This is a genomic window from Variovorax durovernensis (genome assembly GCF_977011995.1).
Genome location: NZ_CDRNCW010000001.1, coordinates 1027100 through 1049315, shown reverse-complemented (window position 1 = coordinate 1049315; position 22216 = coordinate 1027100). Strand labels below are relative to the sequence as shown.

Genomic DNA, 22216 nt, shown 5'->3' with positions numbered 1-22216 from the left:
CATCAAGCCCCAGGCGCCTTCCGCAGCACCGCCCAGTAGTTCCAGACGCCGAAGGCGGCAATCAGCAGCAGCACGGCGGCATAGCCTTCCACCGTGGCCAGCAGGCCGAGCGGCTTGACGAGGAAGCCCGCCAGCATCGCCGGCAGGCTGAACGCGAGATAGCTCACCACGAAGATGGCAGCGAACAGTTCGCCGCGCTCGTGCGACTGCGCCAGCGGCGCCAGCGTCTGCACCAGCGCCGAGAACGCACCGCCGAAGCCCACGCCCGCGACCGCGGTGCCGACGAAGAACAGCGCGAGCGAGCGCGTGGCCAGCGACGCAAGCAGCAGCACCAGCCCGACCGCGATGCTGGCCATGCCGACGATGGCGGGCCGCGGCGCGGCAAGGCGCCCCAGCACCGTCGGCGCGATCGCACCTACACCCGACAGCACCGCCACGGTGAGCCCGTTGACCACCCCGTTGTCGACGTCGAACACATGCAGCATCAGCGACGGCGCCAGCGAGAGATACAACCCGCCGAGCGCCCACACCACGACGAACACCGGCAGGCCGCGCGCGAACTCGGCACGCGCCCGCGCAGGAATCGACACGCGCGGCACCAGCGAAGCCCAGGCGCCGGGGCGGCGCGTGACCGTCTCGGGCATCCACATCACCACCGCCGCGCCGAGCGCGAACACCCCGGCCAGCACGCCGAACACCAGCGCCACGGGCTGGATCGAGAACTTCACCGCCATGCCCGTCAGCAGCGCGCCGAGCGCAAGGCCGGCCATCGGCGACACGCTGGTGATCAGCGCGCCCAGCCGCTTGCGCGATGCCGGCGCGGCCTCGACCACCGCCGCGCTCAGTGCACCGCTCGCAACGCCCGTGGCCACGCCCTGCACCACGCGCGCGACGATCAGCCCGCCGATGTCCTGCGCCAGCAGGAACAGCCCCATCGCCACCGCCTGCAGCGCCAGCGCCCCGAGCACCACCGGCCGCCGTCCGATGTGGTCGGACAGCGAGCCCGCCACCAACAGAGAGATCAGCAGCGCGATCGCGTAGATCGCGAAGGCCACGGTGAGCATCGACGACGAGAAATGCCAGGCGTGCTGGAACACCACGAACAGCGGCGACGGCGCGCTGGCTGCAAAGAAAAAGGCGAACAGCACGGCCGCCAGCAACGGGAATGCCACGTTCCCCGGCAGCCGCCGGGGCTTGGCGCGGACGGCGATGTCGGCAGTGGCAACTGCGAGGTCTGGGCAGGTGGACGGCATGTCGAATCCTTAATGCAACTTTTTTTGCTTTTGTGATTCTAGACTCGAGAACCATCTAAAGCAAATATCTTTGCGTTAAAGTCCGAACATGAACGACGTCACCCTCCCCAACAAGCGTCCCGGCGGCCGCAGCGCGCAGGTGCAGGCGCAGGTGCGTACCGCGCTGGAAGAACTGGTGGCCGAGCAGGGCCGCGAGCGCGTCACCGTGCCGGCCGTGGCGGAGCGCGCGGGCGTCAGCGCGTCGAGCATCTACCGCCGCTGGGGCGACCTGCAGGGGCTGCTGGCCGAAACGGCCACCCATCGGCTGGACCCCAACCGCCCCCTGCCGGACACCGGCACCCTGCACCAGGACCTGGAAGCCTGGGCGCGCGAACTCATCGAGCACCTGGCCAAGCCGTGCAACACCTCATTGCTGAAAGCCGCGGCCGCGCTGGCCAACGGCGATTCGGACACCGACTGCCTGCGCAACCGCCGCAAGGAAGCGCTGGCGCTGGTGGAGCAGGCGCGCGCACGCGGCGAGCGCGCGCCGGAGCCGCAGCAGGTGATCGATCACCTGATTGCGCCGATCGTGTTCCGGCTGGTGTTCGGGGGCGACCCGGTAAAGCCGGAACTGGCGGGGCGGCTGGTGGACGAGCTGTTTGCGATCAGTTCGTCTTGACTTCCTTCGCCAACCCCAGCTTCTCGATCACCGCCTTCTCCCGCACCACCGTGTCCTGCGCGAACTTGGTGTACGTCGCCGAGCTCATGTAGTTCGGCAGCATGTCGTAGCGGCCCAGCGAGGCCACGTAGCTGGGTTCTTCCATCGCCTGCTTGAAGGCGTCGTGCAGCTTCTTCACCACCTCGGGCGGCGTGCCCTTGGGTGCGCCGATGCCGAAGGGCGAGTTCTGCACCACGTCGTAGCCCAGTTCCTTCAGCGTGGGCGCGTCGGGGAACTTGGCCAGGCGCTTGTCGCCCCAGGTGTTGAGCACGCGCAGCTTGCCGGCCTCGACCTGCGGCGCGAAGCCGGTGCTGTCGGCGGCGGCCATCAGCTGGCCGCTGACCACCGCGAGCATCAGGTCTGCGCTGCCCTTGTAGGGCACATGCTGCAGCTCGATGCCGGCCTTCTGCGCGACGATTTCGGTGGTCAGGTGCGGGCTGGTGAGCGTGCCGGTGGAGCCGTAGGTGAGCTTGCCGGGGTTGGCCTTGGCGTAGGCGACGAAGTCGGCCCAGGTCTTGAAGGGGCTGTCGGCCGGCACCACGATGCCGAAGGCGTAGCCGGTGACGTTCAGCACATAGGTGATGTCCTTCAGCGGATCCCAGTTGATCTTGGTGGTGTAGCCCAGGCGGAACACGCCCAGCGGGATCTGCGCGACGGTGTAGCCGTCGGGCTGCGCTGTCTGCAGCGCCTGCGCGGGCAGGGTGCCGCCGGCGCCGGGCTTGTTGTCGATGATCACCGGCTGGCCGAGGATCTTGCTCGCGTTGTCGGCAAGCTGGCGCATGGTGATGTCGGTCGGGCCGCCCGCCGGGAAGGCGATGACCAGCTTGACCGGCTTGGTGGGAAAGCCCTGCGCGAAAGCCGCCAGGGGAGAGACGAGGCCGCACGCGGCAACGAGAGAGGCGGCACAAATGAAAGTGGAGCGGCGGAGCATGGCTGACTGGATCCTGACTTGGAAAAGCGCCGATTGGGCCTCGCCCGGTGCGCGAAGGCAATCGGGACTGCCCTGATTTCCCGCCCGGCAAGGGGTGATTCGGGCGATCCGAGTCACCTGCGCGTCAGCCGGCCGGCGGCTATGCCTGCCCGAAGCCTTCGAGCACGTTCACCGCGTTGATGCCCACCTCGGCCACCGCATAGCCGCCCTCGAACACGAACACCGTCGGCAGACCGGCGCGCGCCAGGTCCTCGCCCATGCGCAGGTAGTCGTCGCTCTTCAGCTTGAAGCCGGAGATCGGGTCGCCCTCGAAGGTGTCGACGCCGAGCGAGACCACGAGCGCGCCGGCCTTCACCTCGGCGATGCGGGCCAGCGCGGTCTTCAGCGCCGCGCGCCAGGTCGGGAAGTCCGTGCCGCGCGGCAGCGGCAGGTTGTGGTTGAAGCCCTCGCCCCTGCCCGCGCCGCGCTCGTCGGCATGGCCCAGGTAGTAGGGGTAGTCGGTCAGCGGATCGCCGTGCAGGCTGGCGAAATGCACGTCGTCGCGCTCGTAGAAGATGGCCTGCGTGCCGTTGCCGTGGTGGTAGTCCACGTCGAGCACGGCCACGCGTTCGACGCCCGCGTCACGCAGTGCCTGCGCGGCGACGGCGGCGTTGTTGATGAAGCAGTAGCCGCCGAAGAAATCGGCGCCCGCATGGTGGCCCGGCGGTCGCGTGAGGGCAAAGGCCGCGCGCTCGCCGCCGATGACGCGCTGCGCAGCCGTCCACGCACAGGCCGCACCATGCCGCGCCGCCGCCCAGCTGCCGGCCATCAGCGGCGTACCGGAGTCGAACGAGAACAGCCCCATGCGCGCCGGAAAGCTCTTCGGCAGCACGTCTGTGCGCATGCCGCGCGTGGGCCAGTACGACGGCAGCGCATCGCGCGACACGTTGGCGGGGTCCAGCGCCACCCACTCGTCCCAGGCATGCGCGATGAAGTCCAGGTAGCGCGGCGCATGCACCCTGGCCAGCAAGGCTTCGTCGAACGCATCGGGCGCCTGCAGCGTGCCGAGCTGACGACGCTCGAGTTCATGCCTCACATGGTCGACGCGTGCGGGCACCTCGAAGCACGGCACGAGTTCGCCGCGGAACATCTCGACTTTGCCCTGATGAAGAACGTGCTGGTCGTTGTAGATGGTGAGCATGGATGAAGAAAGGCAGCATCTGCGGTGGTGAAGCCGCCCATCATGCCGCACGCCGCAGCACCGCCCGGCGCCGGCCCGAGGCCGTGAGGCCGAACAGGTCCTTCGGGTCGTCCAGCTCGGGCACCAGCGCGATCTGCTGGCCGATGCCGCGCTCGGTGGCAATGCGCTGGATGTAGCGCAGCGCGGTGTAGTCCTCCAGCGCGAAGCCGACCGAATCGAACAGCGTGACCTGCCCCGGGCTCTCGCGGCCGGGCACTTCGCCCAGCAGCACGCGCCACAGCTCGTGCACCGGGAAGTCGGCCGCCACCTGCTGGATCTCGCCCTCCACGCGGGTCTGCGGCTCGTACTCGACGAACACGCGCGCGAGCCGCAGCACGTCGGGGTGCAGCTCTGTCTTGCCGGGCGAGTCGCCGCCCACGGCGTTGATGTGCATGCCGGGCTCGATCATGTCGGGCGTGAGCACGGTCGCGCGGCCCTGGTAGGCGGTGACGGTGGTGACGATGTCGGCACCGCGCACGGCATCGGCCACGGAGCGCGCGCGCACGATCTCCAGCGGGGTGCAGGCAGAGAGATGGCGCACCAGCTTGTCGGTGGCGTGCGGGTCGGTGTCGAACACGCGCACTTCCTCGATGCCCAGCAGCGCATGGAAGGCCAGCGCCTGGAACTCGCTTTGCGAGCCGTTGCCGATCAGCGCGAGGCTGCGCGAATCGGGCCGCGCCAGCGCCTTTGCGGCCATCGCCGAGGTGGCGGCCGTGCGCAGCGCGGTGGTGAGCGTGAGTTCCGACAGCAGGACGGGGTAGCCCGTGTCGACCTCGGCCAGCACGCCGAAGGCCATGACCGTGGGCAGACCGACCTGCGTGTTGTGGGGATGCCCGTTGACGTACTTGAAGGCATAGGCACCGTCGTCGGCCACCGGCATCAGCTCGATCACGCCGAGGTGCGAATGGCTGGCCACGCGCGCTTTCTTGTCGAACTCTCGCCACCGCAGGAAGTCGTCGCGCAATGCGTCGGCCAGGGCCTCGAGGAATTGCGGAACGCCGGTCTCGTCCACCAGGCGGACCAGGCTGTGAACATCGATGAAGCGGGTCATGACATGGCTCCTTGCGTGGCCCACGGCACGGCGCTTCACCCCTTCACATGGTCTCCACCATGGCTGATTCAGGATGCGCCTGCGCCAAGGGTTGAAGCCATTGTGCGCCTGCTTGCAGGGCATTGCGAGCCCTGTCGGTGGCGTCTCTTCAGTCGTGCCTGTGCTCTTCGATGTTGCGCTCAAGAAAGCGCCAGAGCCGCTCGTCTTCGCTGAAGGCCACGTTGAAGCGCAGCCAGCCGGTGGGATGCGGGTTGACCAGGAACAGCTGGCCCGGGCCGAGCATGATTCCTTCTGCCGCGGCGCGCCGCGAGAGCTCGGAGCTGTCGGCGATGTCCGGGTGCCGGGCCCACAGGTACATGCCGGCCGCTGCTTCATGGAACAGCTCGAAGCCCAGGCCACCCAGCCGCCTCGCGACGCTGCCTTGCGCCTGCGCGAGACGATCGCGCAGGGCCTTGAGATGCTTGCGCCAGCGGCCGTCGGTCACGGTGCCGAAGGCCAGGCGCTCGGTGATGTCGGACGAGGTGAGGCCCGAGATCATCTTGAGCTGCGCCAGGTCTTCGAGCAGCTCCGGCTGCGCGACCACATAGCCCACGCGGATGTTCGGCGAGATGGTCTTCGAATAGCTGCTGACGTAGACCACGCGGCGCAACTGCCCCAGGCTGGCGAGCGAGGGGCGCATCGATGCGTCCATCTCGGCGTAGATGTCGTTCTCCACCAGCGTGAAGTCGTGCGCCTGGGCTAGTTGCAGCAGTTGCACCAGTTGCGGCAGCGAGGCCATCGAGCAGGTCGGGCTCTGCAGCCGGGGCTGGGTGAAGAAGGCCTTGGGCCGGTGCACCGCGAGCAGCGCCTCGAGCGCGGGCATGTCGTAGCCCGTAGGGGTGCGCGGCACACCAATGATCTCCACGCCCAGGAAGCGCAGCATGAACATCAGGTTCGGATAGCCCGGGTCGTCCACCAGCACCGAGTCGCCCGGCTTCAGCAGGCGGCGCGCGACCAGGTCCAGCGCCTGGCTGGAGCCCTGGGTCAGCAGCACCTGGGCGGCCTCGACCACGATCTGCTGCTCCGACAGCGCCTCGGCCGTTGCCATGCGCAGCGCCATGTGGCCGAAGGGCAGGCCGTAGCCGCCGATGTCGGTGCCTTCGGAAGCCAGGTGGCGCAGGCTGCGGCGCATGCCGTCCTCGAACAGCCAGTCGTGTGGCAGCCAGCCGCAGCCGGGCTTGAGCGGGAGGTTGCGGTTCTCGAAGATCTGCTGCAGATACCAGCGGGCGTCGAAGCGGGGGTCCGGGCGGGGCACGCTGTTGGTGCCGGAGGCGCTGTCTTCGCTGCGCCGCTTGACGAAGAAGCCCGCATTGGCGCGCGAGACCAGCAGGCCCTGCGCCACCAGCCGGTCGTAGGCCTCGACCACCGTGAAGACACTCACGCCGTGCGCCGCGGCAAAGGCGCGGATCGACGGCAGCTTGCTGTCGGCCTTGAGCTTCTGGGAGCCGATCAGTCCGCGCAGCCCTTCAACGATCTGGCTGACCAGCGGCGTCGGCTGTTCGGGGCGAAGAATGAGCATCGGGGGGTGTCTCCGGCAGACCGGCCTGCACCATATTGAGGAAAGTATGTACAGGATACAAGACCAGTACAGTCTTTCCGGCGATCACTTCCGGTGTACATGGCTGGATCGATTCGCGCGACCTAGAGTGCCGGCATTCCTTCTTCACTGCACCAAAGCACAGGTCGTACCATGCAACGCGAACCCCACCTCAGCAACGCCGCCCTCATGGCCCGCCGCAGCGCGGCCGTCGCCCGCGGCGTCGGCCAGGCCCATGAAATCTTCGTCAGCCGGGCCGCCAACGCCGAACTGTGGGACGTCGAGGGCCGCCGCTACATCGACTTCGCTGGCGGCATCGCGGTGCTCAACACCGGCCACTGCCACCCGGAGATCAGCGCCGCAGTCAAGGCACAGGTAGATCTTTATTCGCACACCTGCTTCCAGGTGGTGGCCTACGAGCCCTATGTGGAGCTGGCCGAGCGCCTGAATGCACTGGCGCCGGGCGCGTTCGCGAAGAAATCGATCTTCCTGAGCACCGGCGCCGAGGCGGTGGAGAACGCGGTCAAGATCGCCCGCGCCCACACCCGGCGCCCCGGCGTGATTGCTTTCACCGGCGGCTACCACGGCCGCACGATGATGACGCTCGGCCTCACCGGCAAGGTGGCCCCCTACAAGGTCGGCTTCGGCCCCTTCCCCGGCGAGGTGTTCCATGCGCTGTACCCGAACGCGCTGCACGGCGTGAGCGTGGACGATGCCCTGCACTCGGTCGAGCTGCTGTTCAAGAACGACATCGAGCCCGAGCGCGTGGCGGCCTTCATCCTGGAGCCGGTGCAGGGCGAAGGCGGCTTCTACGTGGCGCCCAACGACTTCGTCGAAGGCCTGCGCGCGCTGGCGGACCGCCACGGCATCCTGATCATTGCCGACGAGGTGCAGACCGGCGCGGGCCGCACCGGCACCTGGTTCGCCAGCGAGCAGTGGCCCGTGGCGCCCGACCTGATCACCACCGCCAAGTCGATGGCGGGCGGGTTTCCCATCTCCGGCGTGGTGGGCCGCGCCGAGGTGATGGACGCCCCCGCGCCCGGCGGCCTGGGCGGCACCTATGCCGGCAGCCCCATCGGCTGCGCCGCTGCGCTCGCGGTGCTGAAAGTGTTCGACGACGAGCAACTGCTGGCGCGCAGCCGGGCGCTGGGCGAGCGGCTCACGGCCGGGCTGCGCCGCATCGCGGCCGACGTGCCGGCCATCGGCGACGTGCGCGGGCTCGGCGCCATGGTGGCCATCGAGCTGTTCGAGCAGGGCGACACGTCGCGCCCCGATGCCGCGCTGACCCGCAAAGTGGTCGCGGAGGCCGCGCGGCGCGGGTTAATCCTGCTGTCGTGCGGCACCTACGGCAATGTAATTCGCGTACTGGTGCCGCTCACGGCATCCGACTTGCTTGTGGACGAAGGCCTGGCGCTTCTCGCGGACAGCTTCGCCGCACTGCGCTGATCGACCGATCCTTTCCTGAAATCCTCCATGACAGCAGAACCCTTGGTGCGCTTCCAGCGCGTCCAGAAGACCTACGACGGCGAACACCTGGTGGTGCGCCAGCTCGACCTGGACATTCACCGTGGCGAGTTCCTGAGCCTGCTCGGGCCTTCGGGGTCGGGCAAGACCACCACGCTGATGATGCTGGCGGGCTTCGAGTCGCCGACCTCGGGCGAGATCCTGCTCGACGGCAAGCAGATCACCGGCACGCCGCCGCACAAGCGGAACTTCGGCATGGTCTTCCAGAACTATGCGCTGTTCCCGCACCTGAGCGTGGGCCAGAACGTGGCCTATCCGCTGACGGTGCGCAAGGTGCCCAAGGACGAGCAGCAGCGCCGCGTGCAGCGCGCGCTCGACATGGTGCAGCTGCGCGGCATGACCGACCGCCTGCCCGGCCAGCTCTCGGGCGGCCAGCAGCAGCGCGTGGCGCTGGCGCGCGCGCTGGTGTTCGAGCCCCAGCTGGTGCTGATGGACGAGCCGCTGGGCGCGCTGGACAAGCAGCTGCGCGAGCACATGCAGCTCGAGCTCAAGGACCTGCACCGCCAGCTGGGCGTGACCTTCGTCTACGTGACGCACGACCAGGGCGAGGCGCTCACCATGAGCGACCGCGTGGCGGTGTTCAACGAAGGCGTGATCCAGCAGCTGGACACGGTCGACCGGCTGTACGAGACGCCTTCCAACCGCTTCGTGGCGGGCTTCGTCGGCGACAACACGGTGCTCAAGGGCCAGCTGGGCCGGGGCGGCGAGCAAGCAGAAATGAAGCTGCCCGACGGCCGCGTGCTGCATGGGCTCAACGTCAGCGGCGCCGCGGCGGGCGCGGCCGTCGAAGCCTGCATCCGCCCCGAGCGGGTGGTGCTGCACCGGCAGTCGGCCGCGCCGCAGGGCGCCAACATGCTCGCCGCCGAAGTGGCGCGGGTCATCTACTTCGGCGACCACCTGCGGCTCTTGTGCAGCGTCGGCGGCGACCAGGCCGAAGCCACCGTGAAGCTGCCGCTGAACGGCCTCGAAGGTGCCGGCGCGCCGCAGGCCGGCGAAGCGGTGGTGCTCGAGTTTCCGACGGCGCATGCGCGCATCTATGCCTCCTGAACCCGGCCAGTTGTTCTCCCGTTTCCTTTCTTTGCTTTCATCACACAGGAAGACCTCCACCATGAAAAAGACACTCCTCGCCTGCACCGTCGCCGCCAGCTTCGCGCTGCCGGCCTTCGCCCAGCAGCAGCTCACCGTGGTCAACTTCGGTGGCGCCAACGCCAATGCCCAGAAGAAGGCCTACTACGAGCCTTTCGAGAAGACCGGCACCAAGATCATTCCGGTCGAATACAACGGCGAGCAGGCCAAGATCAAGGCCATGGTCGAGACGAAGAAGGTCACCTGGGACGTGGTCGAGGTCGAATCGCCCGACGCGGCGCGCGGCTGCGACGAGGGCCTGTTCGAGAAGCTCGACTATTCCAGGATCGGCAGCAAGGCCGACTTCCTGCCGGCCGCGGTCACCGACTGCGGCGTGGGCCTGTTCGTGTGGTCGACCGTGATGGCCTACAACGGCGAGAAGCTCAAGACCGCGCCCAGCAGCTGGGCCGACTTCTGGGACGTGAAGAAGATCCCCGGCAAGCGCGGCATGCGCAAGGGCGCGCGCTACAACCTCGAGTTCGCGCTCATGGCCGACGGCGTGAAGCCGGCCGACGTCTACAAGGTGCTCGGCACCAAGGAAGGCGCAGACCGCGCGTTCAAGAAGCTCACCGAACTCAAGCCGAACATCCAGTGGTGGGAAGCCGGCGCGCAGCCGCCGCAGTTCCTGGTGGCCGGCGACGTGGTGCTGACCACCGTCTACAACGGCCGCATCGACGCGGCCAACCGCGAAGGCCGCGACCTCAAGATCTACTGGCCGGGCGGCATCTACGACCTCGACTACCTGGTGATCCCGAAGGGCGCACCGAACAAGGAGGCCTCGCTGAAGTACATCCAGTTCGCGATGCAGCCGGCCAACCAGGCTGTCTATGCGCAGAACATCGCCTACGGCCCCACCAACACCAAGGCGCTGGCTTCGCTCAGCAGCAAGGTGCTGGCCGATCTGCCGACCTCGTCGACCAACGCCAAGGATGCGCTGCAGTTCAACGTCGGCTTCTGGGCCGACCAGGGCGAGGCGCTCGAGAAGCGCTTCGCATCCTGGGCCACGCAGTAAACAGGCAAACGAGCGAGCGCGAAAGAGTCCATGCACGCGGCAACGTCTGTCCCCCTGGTTTCAGCAGAAGCGCCGCCTGGCGAACTGCGGCGCGCGCTGGCACGCGCCGAAGCCCGCCGAAAGTGGCGCGCGTTTGCGCTCACGGTGCCGCTGCTGGTGTTTCTGCTGCTGACGCTGCTGGTGCCCATCGTGGCGCTGCTGCAGCGCGCGGTGGAAAACCCCGAAGTGGCCAACGCGCTGCCGCGCACCGTGCGCGCGCTCGACGGCTGGAACCGCAAGGAGGCGCCCGCGCCGGCGGCCTTTGCAGCCATCGCGGCCGATCTCGGGCAACTGCCCGACAGCTCCGACGCGGGCGCCCTGGCGCGCCGCCTCAACACCGAGATCGCCGGCGCCCGCTCGCTGGTGATGGGCACCTTCCGCGCATTGCCGATCGCGGGCACGCCGGAAGAGGTCAAGGCGCGCATGCTGGAGCTCGACCCGCGCTGGGGCGAGGCGCCGTACTGGCAGGCGATTGCCAAGAACGGCTCGCGCTGGACGCCCGACTACCTGCTCGCCTCGGTCGATCTGCGGCGCGACGTGGCCGGCGAGGTCGAGCGCATGCCCGCCGACCAGCGTGCCTTTGCCGGCATCCTGCTGCGCACCTTCGAGATCAGCGCCGTGGTCACCTTCTTCTGCCTGCTGCTGGCCTATCCGCTGGCGTGGTGGCTGTCGACGCTGCCTGCGCGCAAGGCCAACGTGCTGATGATCCTGGTGCTGGTGCCGTTCTGGACTTCCATTCTGGTGCGCGTGGCGGCCTGGATCGTGCTGCTGCAGTCCGAGGGGCTGGTCAACCGGGGCCTCATGGGCATCGGCCTGATCGACCATCCGCTGGCGCTGCTGTTCAACCGCACCGGCGTGATCATCGCGATGGTGCACATCCTGCTGCCCTTCATGATCCTGCCGCTGTACAGCGTCATGAAGAGCGTGCCGCCCACCTACCTGCGCGCGGCCGTCTCGCTGGGCAGCTCGCCGCTGGCGGCCTTCTTCCGCGTGTACGTGCCGCAGACCTACCCGGGCATCGGCGCCGGCGCGCTGCTGGTCTTCATCCTGGCCATCGGCTACTACGTGACGCCGGCGCTGCTCGGCGGCGCGGACGACCAGATGCTGAGCTACTACATCGCGCGCTACACCAACGTCGAAATCAACTGGGGCATGGCGTGCGCGCTGGGCTCCGTGCTGCTGGTCGCCACGCTGATTCTGTACGCCGTGTACCGCCGCATCGGCAAGGCCGAGCTGAGCCTAGGTTGAGCCGCAAGAAAGACAGACAAGCATGCTGAAGCTTCCCCAATTCCCGGCCTATGCCACCTTCGCCGACAAGCTCGGCTGGTGGCTGGTGCGCGCCGGCTGCGTCGCGGTGCTGGCCTTCCTGCTGGCGCCGATCCTGGTGGTGATTCCGCTGTCGTTCTCCGACAGTTCGTTCCTGGCCTACCCGATTCCCGGCTGGTCGCTGCGGTGGTATCGCAATCTTTTCGAATCGCCCGAGTGGGCGCGCGCGGCGCGCAACAGCTTCATCGTCGCGCCGGCCGCCACGGTGCTGGCCACCGTGCTGGGCACGCTGGCGGCGGTGGGGTTGTCGCGCACGAGCTTCGCCTTCAAGGGCCTGCTCATGAGCGTGCTGATCTCGCCGATGGTGGTGCCTATCGTGGTGGTGGGCGTGGCCACGTATCTCTACTTCGCGCCCATCGGGCTGGCCGACACCTACTTCGGGCTGATCGTGGTGCATGCGGCGCTGGGCGCGCCTTTCGTTCTGACCACCGTGCTCGCCACGCTGGCCGGCTTCAACCAGAACCTGGTGCGCGCATCGCTGAGCCTGGGCGAAACGCCGTTCAGGACCTTCATGCGCGTCACGCTGCCGGTGATTGCGCCGGGCGTGATCTCGGGCGCGCTGTTCGCCTTTGCCACTTCGTTCGACGAAGTGGTGGTCACGCTGTTCCTCGCGGGGCCGGACCAGGTCACGCTGCCGCGCCAGATGTTCACCGGCATCCGCGAGAACATCTCGCCCACCATCGCCGCAGTGGCGACGCTGCTGATCATCTTCACCACCACGCTGCTGCTTGCGCTCGAATGGCTGCGCGGCCGGCGGCGCTGAACCCGCACACGATGCCCACCAACACAACACCGAACCAGCCGCTGGGCGGCAACACGATGCCGCGCTTCGCCGGCCCCGGCACGATGATGCGGCTGCCCTCGGCAACGTCCCCGCAGGGGCTGGACGCCGCGTTCATCGGCGTGCCGCTGGACATCGGCACTTCCAACCGGCCGGGGGCGCGCTTCGGACCGCGCCAGATCCGTGCGGAGTCAGCATTGCTGCGGCCCTACAACATGGCCACCGGCGCGGCGCCTTTCGACAAGCTGAACGTGGCCGACCTGGGCGACGTGCCGATCAACACCTATTCCCTCGACAAGTCGCTGGGCATCATCTCGGACTTCTACGACACGGTGCTGGCCGCCGGCTGCGCGCCGCTGACGCTGGGCGGCGATCACACCATCGCGCTGCCGATCCTGCGCGCGGTGGCGCGCAAGCATGGCCCGGTCGCGCTGGTGCATGTGGATGCGCATGCGGACGTGAACGACGACATGTTCGGCGAGCGCATTGCGCACGGCACTCCATTCCGGCGCGCCGTCGAAGAGGGCCTGCTGGCCTGCGACAAGGTCTGGCAGATCGGCCTGCGCGGCACCGGCTATGCGGCGGACGATTTCGACTGGCCGCGCGAACAGGGCTTCACCGTGGTGCAGGCGCACGAGGTCTGGTATCAGTCGCTGGCGCCGCTGATGGCGCAGGTGCGCGAGCGCGTCGGGCCTGCGCATCCGGTGTACATCAGCTTCGACATCGACGGCATCGATCCTTCGTTCGCCGGTGGCACGGGCACGCCGGAAATCGGTGGACTCACAGTGCCGCAGGCATTGGAGATCGTGCGCGGCTGCCGCGGGCTGAACGTGGTGGGCGCCGACCTGGTGGAGGTCAGCCCGCCGTACGACACGAGCGGCAACACCGCGCTGCTCGGGGCCAATCTGCTTTACGAAATGCTTTGCGTGCTTCCGGGCGTGCCTTTCCGCTGACACCGGGTGCTTGCCCCGGCTACTCATTTCCTTAGAGACAACACGACACCATGGACACGAAGACATCTCCCCTCGCCCTGCTGAACGACCCGACCCTGCTCAAGACCGATGCGCTGATCGCCGGCGAATGGATTGCGGGCGCGAGCCGCTTCGACGTGAACGACCCGGCCACCGGCCGGAAGCTGGTCGACGTGGCCAACCTCACGCGCGCGGACGCCGCGCACGCCATTGCTGCCGCCAACAAGGCGCTCGCCGCCTGGCGCGGCAAGACGGGCAAGGAGCGCAGCATCGTGCTGCGCAAGTGGTTCGACCTGCTGATCGCCAATACCGAAGACCTGGGCCGCCTGATGACCGCCGAGCAGGGCAAGCCCTTTGCCGAGGCCAAGGGCGAGGTCGCCTACGGCGCGAGCTTCATCGAGTGGTTTGCGGAAGAAGCCAAGCGCGTGAACGGCGAGGTGCTGCCGCAGTTCGACAACAACCGCCGCCTGCTGGTGATGAAGCAGCCCATCGGCGTGTGCGCGGCGATCACGCCGTGGAATTTTCCGCTGGCCATGATCACCCGCAAGGTGGCGCCGGCACTGGCCGCGGGCTGCACGGTGGTCATCAAGCCGGCCGAGCTCACGCCATTGACCGCGCTGGCCGCCGCGGAGCTGGCCGTGCGGGCCGGCATTCCGGCGGGCGTGCTCAACGTGCTTACGGCCGACAGCCGGAACAGCATCGCGATCGGCAAGGAGCTGTGCGAGAGCGACATCGTGCGCCACCTGAGCTTCACCGGCTCCACCGAGGTGGGCCGCATCCTGATGAGCCAGTGCGCGCCGACGGTCAAGAAGCTGTCGCTGGAGCTGGGCGGCAACGCGCCCTTCCTGGTGTTCGACGATGCGGATGTGGATTCGGCGGTCGAAGGCGCGATCGCGAGCAAGTACCGCAACGCCGGCCAGACCTGCGTGTGCGCGAACCGGCTGTATGTGCAGGAGGGCATCTATGACGCCTTCGTCGAGAAGTTCGCGGCCAAGGTCAAGGCACTCAAGGTCGGCAACGGTTTTGACGACGGCGTGGTGCAGGGCCCGCTGATCGAGGATGCGGCCATCGACAAGGTGCAGCGCCATGTGGCCGACGCCATTGCCAAGGGTGGCAAGGTGCTGGCGGGCGGCCACAGGATGCAGGGCCAGTTCTTCGAGCCGACCGTGATTTCCGAAGCCACCCCCGACATGCTGTGCGCACGCGAAGAAACCTTTGGCCCCTTCGCGCCCGTGTTCCGCTTCAAGACCGAGCAGGACGGCATCGACGCAGCGAACAACACCGAGTTCGGCCTGGCGAGCTACTTCTACACGCGCGACGTGGGCCGGATCTTCCGCGTGGCGGAAGCGCTGGAATACGGCATGGTCGGCATCAACGCCGGCGTGATCGCCACCGAGCACGTGCCCTTCGGCGGCGTGAAGCAGTCGGGCCTGGGACGCGAAGGCTCGCACCACGGCATGGACGACTACGTGGAGATCAAGTACCTCTGCCTGGGCGACATCCAGAAGTAAGAGGAGCAGGAGGGGAGCGGGGGCGAGCCCCCGCCCGGTCCTATCGCGCCAGCACTGGCGCCAGGGCCACGCCGGTGTGCGTGCCCAGCCGCACCACATCTTCCGGCGGCGCCGCCGCGACGATGCGCCCGCCCGCGTTGCCGCCCTCGGGCCCGAGGTCGAGGATCCAGTCGGCCTCGGCGATCAGGTCGAGGTCGTGCTCGATCACCACCACGCTGTGGCCGCCGTTCACCAGCCGGTGCAGCACGTGGATCAGCTTCTCGACGTCGGCCATGTGCAGGCCCACGGTCGGCTCGTCGAGCACGTACAGCGTGTGCGGCGGCTTCTGGCCGCGGCGGGTGATGTCGTCGCGCACCTTGCTGAGTTCGGTCACCAGCTTGATGCGCTGCGCCTCGCCGCCCGACAGCGTGGGCGATGGCTGCCCCAGCGTGAGGTAGCCCAGGCCCACGTCCTTCAGCAGCTGCAGCGGATGGGCGATGTTGGGCATGCTCGCGAAGAACTCGACGGCCTCGTCGACTTCCATCTTCAGCACGTCGCCGATGCTCTTGCCGCGCCAGCTCACGGCCAGCGTCTCGGGGTTGAAGCGCGCGCCGTGGCAGACCTCGCAGGGCACCTTCACGTCGGGCAGGAAGCTCATCTCGATGGTGCGCACGCCCGCGCCCTCGCAGCCCGGGCAGCGGCCTTCGCCGGTGTTGAAGCTGAAGCGCGCCGGGCCGTAGCCGCGCGCCTTGGCTTCGAGCGTGTCGGCGAACAGCTTGCGGATGGTGTCCCAGAAGCCGATGTAGGTGGCCGGGCAGCTGCGCGGCGTCTTGCCGATGGGCGTCTGGTCGACCTCGAGCACGCGGTCGATGGTCTCGTAGCCGTCGACCTTCTTGCAGCCGGCCCACGCCGGGCGCTTGCCGGCAGCGTCGGCGTCGCGGCCCGCCTTGGTCATGCGCTGCACCACGATGCCCTGCACGTTGGCCAGCAGCACGTCGCGCGCGAGCGTCGACTTGCCCGAGCCGCTGACGCCGGTGACCACCACCAGGCGGTGCAGCGGCAGCGTGGCGGTCACGTCCTGCAGGTTGTGCAGGTCGGCGCCATGCACGGTGAGCCATTCGCCGTTCTCCTCGGCCTTCGGGTCGGGCGAGGGGATCGACCGGCGTGCCTGCAGCGGATGCCGGATGGCATCGCGCAGGTAGCGGCCGGTCTGCGAATCGCCGGCATTCTGGATGTCGGCCACCGAGCCTTCGGCCACCAGCCGGCCGCCGCGCTTGCCCGCGCTCGGGCCGATGTCGATGATGTGGTCGGCGCGGCGGATGGTGTCTTCGTCGTGCTCCACCACCACCAGCGTGTTGCCCTTGTCGCCCAGCTTGTGCAGCGCGTTCAGCAGGATCTGGTTGTCGCGCGCATGCAGGCCGATGGTCGGCTCGTCGAGCACGTAGCACACGCCCTGCAGGTTGCTGCCGAGCTGTGCCGCCAGGCGGATGCGTTGCGCCTCGCCGCCGGAGAGCGTTGGCGCGCCACGGTCGAGCGTGAGGTAGCCGAGGCCCACTTCCTCGAGGAATTCGAGCCGGCTCTTGATCTCGGGCACCAGGTCGCGCGCGATCTCGGCTTCGCGGCCCGTGAGCGCCAGCCCTTCGAACCACTGCCGCACCTCGGTCACGCTCATGCGTGCCAGCTCGGTGATGCCGATGCCGCCCGTGCCGTCGGCCGCGGTGCCGAAGCCCACGGCGCGGGCCGTGGCGTTCAGGCGCGTGCCCTCGCAGGTCGGGCAGACCACGTCGGCCAGGTCTTCCACCTCGGGTTCGGCGAAGGTCTGCTCGCGGCCCTTGTTGTCGTCGTCGCGCACGGAGTCGTCGAACACCTTGCGCTGGTCCTTGCTGAGCTTGACACCGGTGCCCACGCAATCGGGGCACCAGCCGTGCTTGCTGTTGTAGCTGAACAGGCGCGGATCGAGTTCGGCATAGCTGGTGCTGCACACCGGGCAGGCACGCAGCGTGGAGAACACGTTCACGCGGCCGATGCCCACGGCGGACACGCCCGCCATCATCGCGGCGCGCAGGCCGTCGAGTTCGCTCAGCACATGCACCACGCCCTTGCCGTGTTCGAGCGCCCTGGTCAGCGCCTCGCGCAGCTCGGTCTCCTTCGAGGGCAGCACGTCGAGGCTGGCCACCGGCAGCTCGATGCTGTGCTCCTTGAAGCGGTCGATGCGCGGGAAGCCGGTGGTCGGCAGGAAGTCGCCGTCCACGCGCAGGTGCGTGAAGCCGCGCGGGCGGGCCCAGTCGGCCAGCTCGGTGTACACGCCCTTGCGGTTGCTCACCAGCGGCGCGAGCAGGCCGATGTGCTGGCCCTTGAAGTTGCGCATCAGCTGCGCGGCGATGCTGTCGGGCGTCTGCGGCTGCACGGCGGCGCCGTCGTGAATGCAGTGCTGGATGCCCAGCTTCACGTACAGCAGCCGCAGGAAGTGCCACACCTCGGTGGTGGTGCCCACCGTGCTCTTGCGGCCGCCGCGCGACAGGCGCTGCTCGATGGCCACGGTCGGTGGAATGCCGTACACCGCGTCCACCTCGGGCCGGCCCGCGGGCTGCACGATGCTGCGCGCATAGGCGTTGAGCGATTCGAGGTACCGGCGCTGCCCTTCGTTGAAAAGAATGTCGAACGCGAGCGTCGACTTGCCCGATCCGCTCACGCCGGTCACCACGCTGAACTTGCCGCGCGGAATGTCCACGCTCAGGTTCTTCAGGTTGTGCTCGCGCGCGTTGACGATCTCGATGGCGTTGCTGCCCGGCGCCGTCTTCGCGTTGGCGATGTAGCGGCGCGCGGCGCGCTCGGCCACCTTGTAGGCATCGGGGCCGATGGCCAGTTCGTAGTCGGCCAGCGCGGCGCCGGTGAGCGATGCGCGGTTCTCGCGCAGCTGCTCGGGCGTGCCTTCGGCCACCACCTGGCCGCCGCCTTCGCCGCCTTCGGGGCCGAGGTCGATGAGCCAGTCGCTCGCGCGGATCACGTCGAGGTTGTGCTCGATCACGATCAGCGAATGCCCCGCGTCCAGCAGCTTGCGCAGCGCGCGCATCAGCCGCGCGATGTCGTCGAAGTGCAGGCCGGTGGTCGGCTCGTCGAACAGGAACAGCGTGCCCTTGCGCGCCACCGACTGCTTGCTCGCGGTCGCGTTCTTCGCGGCCTCGGCCAGGAAGCCGGCGAGCTTCAGGCGCTGCGCCTCGCCACCGCTCAGCGTGGGCACGGGCTGGCCGAGCTTGACGTAGTCCAGGCCCACGTCGGAAATCGGCTGCAGCACGCGCAGCACGTCGCGGTCGGCCTCGAACACCGCCGCCGCCTCGGCCACGGTGAGGTCGAGCACGTCGGCCACGTTGTAGCTCTTGCCCTTGCGCTCCACGCGCACTTCGAGGATCTCGGGGCGGTAGCGCTTGCCGTCGCAGTCGGGGCAGCGCAGGTACACGTCGGACAGGAACTGCATCTCGACGTGCTCGAAGCCCGAGCCGCCGCAGGTCGGGCAGCGCCCGTCGCCGGAGTTGAAGCTGAACTTGCTCGCGGTGTAGCCGCGCTGGCGCGAGAGCGCCGCGGTGGCGAAGATTTCGCGGATGGCGTCCCACGCGCCCACGTAGCTCGCGGGGTTGGAACGCGCGGTCTTGCCGATGGGCGACTGGTCGACGAACACCACGTCGCCGAGGTGATCGGCGCCGAGCATGCGGTCGTGCGCGCCGGGCGTTTCCGTGGCCTTGCCGAAGTGGCGCATGAGCGCGGGCGCCAGCACGTCCTGGATCAGCGTCGACTTGCCCGAGCCGCTGACGCCGGTAACGCACACCAGCCGCGCCAGCGGGAACTCGACCGTCACGTTCTTCAGGTTGTGCTCGCGCACGCCTTCGAGGATGAGCCGGTGCGTGTTCTCGCTCACCAGCCGCTTGAAGCCCATGCCGATCTTCTTGCGCCCGCCGAGGTACTGGCCGGTGAGCGTGTCGGCGTCGCGCAGCTGGTCGGTGGTGCCGTCGAACACGATCTGCCCGCCGCGCGCGCCGGGGCCGGGGCCCATGTCGATCACGCGGTCGGCGGCCAGCATCACGGCCGGGTCGTGCTCCACCACCACCAGCGTGTTGCCCGCGTCGCGCAGGCGCAGCATGGCTTCGGTGATGCGGTTCATGTCGCGCGGGTGCAGGCCGATGCTGGGCTCGTCGAGCACGAAGAGCGTGTTGACCAGCGAAGTGCCGAGCGCGGTGGTGAGGTTGATGCGCTGCACTTCGCCGCCGGAGAGCGTGCGGCTCTGGCGGTCCAGCGTGAGGTAGCCGATGCCGACGTCGTGGAGGTAGCGCAGGCGGGTGGTGATTTCTTCGAACAGCAGCTTCAGCGCCTGGGCCTCGCCCTGTCTTGCACCTTCCCCCGCTGGGGGAAGGTTGGGATGGGGGCTCTCGGCCTCATTCGAGGCAGCCGGGCTTGCTAGCGCCGCCTGCCCCCACCCCTGCCCTCCCCCGGAGGGGGAGGGAGCCATTCCCTGGCCCATGCGGTCGAAGAACCTCCGCAGCCTCTCGATAGGCAGCAGCATCAGGTCATGCAGGCACAGCCCCGGCAGCGCCTCCAGCTGCGCGCGGGTCCACTTCGCGCCGGTCGGCATGAAGCGCTTCTCGGGCGGCAGCACCGCGTCGGCGTCTTCCTTGCTGCCGATGCGCCAGATGAGGCTGTCGAGCTTCAGCCGCGCGCCGCTGCAGGTCGGGCATTGCGTGTAGCTGCGGTACTTGGACAAGAGCACGCGGATGTGCATCTTGTAGGCCTTGCTCTCCAGGTAGGCGAAGAAGCGGCGCACGCCGTACCACTGCTTGTTCCAGTTGCCTTCCTTGTAGTTGGGCGTGCCCTCGATCACCCAGTGCTTCTGCTCGTCGGTGAGCTTGTTCCAGGGCGTGTCGCGCGGAATGCCTGCCGTCTCGGCATGGCGCATGAGGTCGTCCTGCGCTTCTTTCCAGGCGGGCGTCTGGATGGTCTTGATGGCGCCGGCGCGCAGCGTGAGCTTGTCGTTCGGAATCACCAGCCCCAGGTCGACGCCGATCACGCGGCCGAAGCCGCGGCAGGTGTCGCAGGCGCCCACGGCCGAGTTGAACGAGAACATCGACGGGATCGGGTCGGCGTAGCGGATGTCGCTCTCGGGGCAGTGCAGGCCGGTCGAAAACTTCCACACGTCGGTTGCAGCGTTTTCCTCGGCTCCCGTGGCATGCACGGTGACGCGCCCGCTGCCGCGCTTGAGCGCGACCTCGATGGCCTCCACCACGCGCGAACGCTCGGCGCTCGAGGCGCGGAACCGGTCCGCCACCACGTCGAGCACCTTGCGCGGGCCGGTGGGCGTGGCCACCTCGCGCTCAGCCTGCACACGCGTGAAGCCGCTGGCCGACAGCCACTGCGTGACTTCCTCTGCCGTGGTGCTCGCGGGCAGCTCGACCGGGAAGGTGACGACCAGACGTGGGTCACCCGCGGCGGCCGCGCGCTCGACGATCTGCGCATAGATGCTGTCTGGCGAGTCGTGCCGCACCGGCAGCGCGGTCTCGCGGTCGAACAGGTTGGCCGCGCGCGCGAACAACAGCTTCAGGTGGTCGTTCAGCTCGGTCATGGTGCCGACCGTGGAACGCGAGGAGCGCACCGGGTTGGTCTGGTCGATGGCGATGGCGGGCGGCACGCCCTCCACCTTGTCGACCGCCGGCTTGTCCATGCGATCCAGGAACTGGCGCGCGTAGGCGGAGAAAGTCTCCACGTAGCGCCGCTGTCCTTCGGCATAGAGGGTGTCGAACACGAGGCTCGACTTGCCCGAGCCGCTCGGCCCGGTGACCACGGTCATTTCGCCGGTGCGGATGTCGAGGTCGAGGTTCTGGAGATTGTGCTGGCGCGCGCCGCGAATCCGGATGGAGCCCTGTGTCATGAATGCCTTGAGGGGTGGGGCAAACATTCTAGGGAGTGGTCCATGACGGGTTTGCGCAGTAGGTCACAAGGTCCGTGCCCGCGCAGGGGTTTGTCCGAATGGAGTTCGAGACACTTCTGGAAACAAATACGACGTTTGCTTACGCCAATTCACGCACCGCTTCCCAGCCCTGTTCCGAAAGGTTTCCATGACGAAGACGCGCACGCTTTGCGCCTCAGCCCTGCTGGCTTTCAGCGCCGTCGGCGCCTCGGCCCAGCTCCTGATCGGCCAGACCGCAGGCATGACCGGCTCGGTGGCCGCGAGCGTGAACGAGACCATCGGCGGCGCTCAGCTGGTGATCGACGCGGTCAACGCGCAGGGCGGCATCCACGGCGAGAAGATCGAGGTGTTGCGCATGGACGACGGCTTCGACGTGAAGCGCGCCGGCGACAACGCCCGCGCGCTGATCGAGGACAAGAAAGTGCTGGCGCTGTTCATGAGCCGGGGCACGCCGCATTCGCAGGCCATCATCCCCTGGCTCGACAAGTACGACGTGGCGCTCATCGGCCCTTCGACCGGCGCGATGGTGCTGCACAAGCCGCTGCAGAAGCATGTGTTCAACGTGCGCGCCACCTACCAGCGCGAGGCGGAGAAGGCGGTGCAGCACCTGCTGACCATTGGCCTCACCCGCATCGCGGTGGTGTACGTGACCGACTCGTTCGGGCAGGACGCGCTCGAGGGCGCGATGGCCGGCTTCACCAAGGGCGGGGCCAAGCCGACCGCGACCATTCCGGCCGACCGCGACAAGCCCGACTACAAGACCATCGTGCCGGCCATCAAGGAGGCCAACGCACAGGCCGTGGTGTGGATCGGCTCGGGCGTCGCGGTGGTGGACGGCATCAAGGCGCTGCGCGCGGCGGGCTCGGCGGCGCAGGTGGTCACGCTGTCGAACAACGCCTCGTCGGGCTTCATCAAGCAACTGGGCGATGCGAGCAAGGGCGTGATCGTGACGCAGGTGTTCCCTAACGAACGCTCGCTGGGCCAGCCGATGGTGAAGGAAGCGCTGACGCTGGCGCAGGCCAAGGGCCAGGCGGAGCTGTCGCCGGCCGCGCTCGAGGGCTTCGCGTCGGCCAAGGTGCTGGTGGAGGCGCTGCGCCGCGCCGGCCCCAAGCCCACGCGAGCCAAGGTGACGGCCGCGCTGGAGACCATCAAGGGCTTCGACCTGGGCGGCGGGCTGGAGGTGAGCTACTCGCCGCAGGACCACAGCGGCATCGACTTCGCCGACCTGTCGATCATCAGCGACGGCCGCTTCAAGCGCTAGCCAGCCA

The 22216-nt window shown here is 68.4% G+C and carries 15 protein-coding genes; 9 read left to right on the top strand and 6 right to left on the bottom strand.

Annotated features, from left to right (window positions below; all coding sequences use genetic code 11):
- Positions 1–2: 2 nt before the first annotated feature.
- Complete coding sequence (locus ACWV14_RS04845; protein ID WP_454906313.1) at positions 3–1253, bottom strand: MFS transporter; 1251 nt, start codon at positions 1251–1253, stop codon at positions 3–5.
- Between the two features lie 88 nt (positions 1254–1341).
- On the opposite strand from ACWV14_RS04845, the gene ACWV14_RS04840 reads away from it, so the two are divergent.
- On the top strand, positions 1342–1911 hold the full coding sequence (locus tag ACWV14_RS04840) for a TetR/AcrR family transcriptional regulator (RefSeq protein ID WP_454906315.1): 570 nt from the start codon (positions 1342–1344) through the stop codon (positions 1909–1911).
- Here ACWV14_RS04840 and ACWV14_RS04835 read toward each other — a convergent pair.
- The 4 genes from ACWV14_RS04835 to ACWV14_RS04820 all read right to left on the bottom strand — a co-directional run bounded on the left by ACWV14_RS04835 (position 1898) and on the right by ACWV14_RS04820 (position 6709).
- A complete protein-coding gene (locus ACWV14_RS04835) occupies positions 1898–2881 on the bottom strand; it encodes a Bug family tripartite tricarboxylate transporter substrate binding protein (protein ID WP_454906317.1) in 984 nt (327 codons plus the stop codon). The genes ACWV14_RS04840 and ACWV14_RS04835 overlap by 14 nt on opposite strands.
- Before the next feature lie 139 nt (positions 2882–3020).
- On the bottom strand, positions 3021–4061 hold the full coding sequence (locus tag ACWV14_RS04830; protein WP_454906319.1) for a histone deacetylase family protein: 1041 nt from the start codon (positions 4059–4061) through the stop codon (positions 3021–3023).
- Positions 4062–4101: 40 nt separating this feature from the next.
- The gene (locus tag ACWV14_RS04825; RefSeq protein ID WP_454906321.1) at positions 4102–5151 is read right to left on the bottom strand and encodes an ornithine cyclodeaminase; all 1050 of its coding nucleotides are present in this window, start codon (positions 5149–5151) and stop codon (positions 4102–4104) included.
- 148 nt (positions 5152–5299) lie between these two features.
- Entirely contained in the window at positions 5300–6709 is a 1410-nt protein-coding gene (locus ACWV14_RS04820) for an aminotransferase-like domain-containing protein (RefSeq protein WP_454906323.1), read from the bottom strand.
- Positions 6710–6880: 171 nt separating this feature from the next.
- Between ACWV14_RS04820 and gabT the strand changes: the two genes are divergently transcribed.
- The 7 genes from gabT to ACWV14_RS04785 all read left to right on the top strand — a co-directional run bounded on the left by gabT (position 6881) and on the right by ACWV14_RS04785 (position 15016).
- Positions 6881–8173 (top strand): 4-aminobutyrate--2-oxoglutarate transaminase, encoded by a 1293-nt coding sequence (gabT, locus tag ACWV14_RS04815; protein ID WP_454906325.1) that lies wholly within the window; start codon positions 6881–6883, stop codon positions 8171–8173.
- A 27-nt stretch (positions 8174–8200) separates the two neighbouring features.
- Positions 8201–9298 carry an ABC transporter ATP-binding protein gene (locus ACWV14_RS04810; RefSeq protein ID WP_454906326.1) on the top strand — a complete coding sequence of 366 codons (1098 nt, stop codon included), beginning with the start codon at positions 8201–8203 and terminating at the stop codon, positions 9296–9298.
- Positions 9299–9359: 61 nt separating this feature from the next.
- Entirely contained in the window at positions 9360–10388 is a 1029-nt protein-coding gene (locus ACWV14_RS04805; protein WP_454906328.1) for an ABC transporter substrate-binding protein, read from the top strand.
- Positions 10389–10418: 30 nt separating this feature from the next.
- On the top strand, positions 10419–11675 hold the full coding sequence (locus tag ACWV14_RS04800) for an ABC transporter permease (RefSeq protein WP_454906330.1): 1257 nt from the start codon (positions 10419–10421) through the stop codon (positions 11673–11675).
- Between the two features lie 22 nt (positions 11676–11697).
- The gene (locus tag ACWV14_RS04795; RefSeq protein WP_258352781.1) at positions 11698–12516 is read left to right on the top strand and encodes an ABC transporter permease; all 819 of its coding nucleotides are present in this window, start codon (positions 11698–11700) and stop codon (positions 12514–12516) included.
- Positions 12517–12527: 11 nt separating this feature from the next.
- On the top strand, positions 12528–13487 hold the full coding sequence (gene speB / locus ACWV14_RS04790) for an agmatinase (RefSeq protein ID WP_454906333.1): 960 nt from the start codon (positions 12528–12530) through the stop codon (positions 13485–13487).
- A 50-nt stretch (positions 13488–13537) separates the two neighbouring features.
- Entirely contained in the window at positions 13538–15016 is a 1479-nt protein-coding gene (locus ACWV14_RS04785) for an NAD-dependent succinate-semialdehyde dehydrogenase (RefSeq protein WP_454906335.1), read from the top strand.
- Positions 15017–15056: 40 nt separating this feature from the next.
- Here the strand turns inward: ACWV14_RS04785 and uvrA are convergent, their stop codons facing one another.
- Positions 15057–20909 carry an excinuclease ABC subunit UvrA gene (uvrA, locus tag ACWV14_RS04780; protein WP_454907825.1) on the bottom strand — a complete coding sequence of 1951 codons (5853 nt, stop codon included), beginning with the start codon at positions 20907–20909 and terminating at the stop codon, positions 15057–15059.
- A 187-nt stretch (positions 20910–21096) separates the two neighbouring features.
- On the opposite strand from uvrA, the gene ACWV14_RS04775 reads away from it, so the two are divergent.
- Positions 21097–22209, top strand: a complete 1113-nt coding sequence (locus ACWV14_RS04775) for an ABC transporter substrate-binding protein (protein ID WP_454906337.1) — start codon at positions 21097–21099, stop codon at positions 22207–22209.
- Positions 22210–22216: the final 7 nt, after the last annotated feature.

Coding starts and splice junctions, on each gene's coding strand:
- ACWV14_RS04820 (WP_454906323.1), bottom strand. CDS start 6,709: ATGCTCATTCTTCGCCCCGAACAGCCGACGCCGCTGGTCAGCCAGATC.
- ACWV14_RS04785 (WP_454906335.1), top strand. CDS start 13,538: ATGGACACGAAGACATCTCCCCTCGCCCTGCTGAACGACCCGACCCTG.
- ACWV14_RS04835 (WP_454906317.1), bottom strand. CDS start 2,881: ATGCTCCGCCGCTCCACTTTCATTTGTGCCGCCTCTCTCGTTGCCGCG.
- ACWV14_RS04830 (WP_454906319.1), bottom strand. CDS start 4,061: ATGCTCACCATCTACAACGACCAGCACGTTCTTCATCAGGGCAAAGTC.
- uvrA (WP_454907825.1), bottom strand. CDS start 20,909: ATGACACAGGGCTCCATCCGGATTCGCGGCGCGCGCCAGCACAATCTC.
- ACWV14_RS04805 (WP_454906328.1), top strand. CDS start 9,360: ATGAAAAAGACACTCCTCGCCTGCACCGTCGCCGCCAGCTTCGCGCTG.
- ACWV14_RS04845 (WP_454906313.1), bottom strand. CDS start 1,253: ATGCCGTCCACCTGCCCAGACCTCGCAGTTGCCACTGCCGACATCGCC.
- ACWV14_RS04775 (WP_454906337.1), top strand. CDS start 21,097: ATGACGAAGACGCGCACGCTTTGCGCCTCAGCCCTGCTGGCTTTCAGC.
- ACWV14_RS04810 (WP_454906326.1), top strand. CDS start 8,201: ATGACAGCAGAACCCTTGGTGCGCTTCCAGCGCGTCCAGAAGACCTAC.
- ACWV14_RS04840 (WP_454906315.1), top strand. CDS start 1,342: ATGAACGACGTCACCCTCCCCAACAAGCGTCCCGGCGGCCGCAGCGCG.
- gabT (WP_454906325.1), top strand. CDS start 6,881: ATGCAACGCGAACCCCACCTCAGCAACGCCGCCCTCATGGCCCGCCGC.
- speB (WP_454906333.1), top strand. CDS start 12,528: ATGCCCACCAACACAACACCGAACCAGCCGCTGGGCGGCAACACGATG.
- ACWV14_RS04825 (WP_454906321.1), bottom strand. CDS start 5,151: ATGACCCGCTTCATCGATGTTCACAGCCTGGTCCGCCTGGTGGACGAG.
- ACWV14_RS04795 (WP_258352781.1), top strand. CDS start 11,698: ATGCTGAAGCTTCCCCAATTCCCGGCCTATGCCACCTTCGCCGACAAG.
- ACWV14_RS04800 (WP_454906330.1), top strand. CDS start 10,419: ATGCACGCGGCAACGTCTGTCCCCCTGGTTTCAGCAGAAGCGCCGCCT.